Genomic DNA, 2,500 nt, shown 5'->3' with positions numbered 1-2,500 from the left:
TTAGCCTTAGCGGATGGTCCCGCCAGATTCACACAGGGTTTCACGTGCCCCGCGCTACTCAGGATACTGCTATCAATAACTTAACTTACCAATACAGGACTATCACCTTCTATGGTTTGTCTTTCCAAACAATTCTTATTCGTTAAGCATCAAATGTCGCAGTCCTACTACCCCGATATTGCCGTAACAACATCGGTTTGGGCTGTTCCGCGTTCGCTCGCCACTACTTACGGAATCACTCTTGTTTTCTTCTCCTCCGCCTACTTAGATGTTTCAGTTCAGCGGGTTTGCCTCCTTGCGGATACTATATCTTCAATATAGTGGGTTGCCCCATTCGGATATCTCCGGATCATAGTGTATGTGCCACTCCCCAAAGCTTTTCGCAGCTTATCACGTCCTTCTTCGCCTCTGAGAGCCTAGGCATCCCCCATACGCCCTTAATTAGCTTATTGTACTTTTTGTCTCTTTGATTCTTTACTTTTTTACTTCTAATTCCATTTATGTATGAATACATAAACGAAACCTCGTATCTCTCTTTATCTCAATATGTCAATGAACTGTGTCGTGTTACTACTATTAGTAGTCTCACATGTGCGTCTTAAAATTTACATCCTAATACAACACTCTGTGGAGAATATCGGAGTCGAACCGATGACCTCCTGCGTGCAAGGCAGGCGCTCTAGCCAGCTGAGCTAATCCCCCGTTTCCATAATGTCGGCAATCTTTAGCCGGTTGGCAATCAGGCGCTCAACATCTAGAATTTCCTTTCATAAGTCAAAAAGCTTTTGTAGTCTCGGGCAGGCTCGAACTGCCGACCTCTACATTATCAGTGTAGCGCTCTAACCAGCTGAGCTACGAGACTCTTTATTATATTATTATAGCTCTCTCACTTATTCTCAATTCCTTGTATTAACAGCACTTTAAGCAAAACCACTCTTTGTAATTATTCTTAACAAACAATTCAATTGTGTTCTCTAGAAAGGAGGTGTTCCAGCCGCACCTTCCGGTACGGCTACCTTGTTACGACTTAGCCCCAGTTACTAGTTTTACCCTAGGCAGCTCCTTGCGGTCACCGACTTCAGGTACCCCCAGCTTCCATGGCTTGACGGGCGGTGTGTACAAGGCCCGGGAACGTATTCACCGGATCATGGCTGATATCCGATTACTAGCGATTCCAGCTTCACGTAGTCGAGTTGCAGACTACGATCCGAACTGAGATAGGTTTTATAGATTCGCTCCTGCTCGCGCAGTGGCTGCTCTCTGTACCTACCATTGTAGCACGTGTGTGGCCCAGGACGTAAGGGCCGTGATGATTTGACGTCATCCCCACCTTCCTCGCGGTTTGCACCGGCAGTCCCGTTAGAGTCCCCATCTTAACATGCTGGTAACTAACGGCAGGGGTTGCGCTCGTTATAGGACTTAACCTGACACCTCACGGCACGAGCTGACGACAACCATGCAGCACCTTGTAAACTGTCCGAAGAAAAAACTATCTCTAGTCCTGTCAGTCTACATTTAAGCCCTGGTAAGGTTCCTCGCGTATCATCGAATTAAACCACATGCTCCACCGCTTGTGCGGGCCCCCGTCAATTCCTTTGAGTTTCATTCTTGCGAACGTACTCCCCAGGTGGGATACTTATCACTTTCGCTTAGCCACTCAATCCGAAAATCGAACAGCTAGTATCCATCGTTTACGGCGTGGACTACCAGGGTATCTAATCCTGTTCGCTCCCCACGCTTTCGTCCATCAGCGTCAATCAGTTAGTAGTGATCTGCCTTCGCAATTGGTATTCTATGTAATATCTATGCATTTCACCGCTACACTACATATTCTAACCACTTCCTAACCATTCAAGAACATCAGTATCAAAGGCAATTTTACAGTTGAGCTGCAAACTTTCACCCCTGACTTAATATTCCGCCTACGGACCCTTTAAACCCAATGATTCCGGATAACGCTTGGATCCTCCGTATTACCGCGGCTGCTGGCACGGAGTTAGCCGATCCTTATTCGTATAGTACCGTCATCAGTGTACACGTACACCTTATTCTTCCTATACAAAAGCAGTTTACAACCCATAGGGCAGTCGTCCTGCACGCGGCATGGCTGGTTCAGTCTTCCGACCATTGACCAATATTCCTCACTGCTGCCTCCCGTAGGAGTCTGGTCCGTGTCTCAGTACCAGTGTGGGGGATCTCCCTCTCAGGACCCCTACCTATCGTTGCCATGGGGTGCCGTTACCACTCCATCTAGCTAATAGGACGCATGCTCATCTTGTACCGCCGAAACTTTAATTGTAAAACAATGCTGTTTAACAATACCATGGGGCATTAATCCAAATTTCTCTGGGCTATTCCCCTGTACAAGGTAGATTGCATACGCGTTACGCACCCGTGCGCCGGTCTCAAAATAGCAAGCTATTTCTACCCCTCGACTTGCATGTGTTAGGCCTGCCGCTAGCGTTCATCCTGAGCCAGGATCAAACTCTTCATCGTTAAA

The 2,500-nt window shown here is 47.2% G+C and carries 2 tRNA genes and 2 rRNA genes (1 of these 4 cut by a window edge); all 4 read right to left on the bottom strand.

What is annotated here, in order from left to right:
• Window positions 1-452 (bottom strand): 23S ribosomal RNA (locus Y10_RS16890); it reaches 2,364 nt to the left of the window's first position.
• Window positions 453-628: 176 nt separating this feature from the next.
• A tRNA-Ala gene (locus Y10_RS16885) sits at window positions 629-702 on the bottom strand.
• 86 nt (window positions 703-788) lie between these two features.
• Window positions 789-862: transfer RNA gene (locus Y10_RS16880), tRNA-Ile, on the bottom strand.
• Between the two features lie 116 nt (window positions 863-978).
• A 16S ribosomal RNA gene (locus Y10_RS16875) occupies window positions 979-2,496 on the bottom strand.
• The 16S and 23S rRNA genes sit together here with 2 tRNA genes alongside, the layout of an rRNA operon.
• Window positions 2,497-2,500: the final 4 nt, after the last annotated feature.

This window comes from Neptunitalea lumnitzerae (genome assembly GCF_027924185.1).
Taxonomy (GTDB): domain Bacteria; phylum Bacteroidota; class Bacteroidia; order Flavobacteriales; family Flavobacteriaceae; genus Neptunitalea; species Neptunitalea lumnitzerae.
This window is presented reverse-complemented; position numbering and strand designations above follow the sequence as displayed.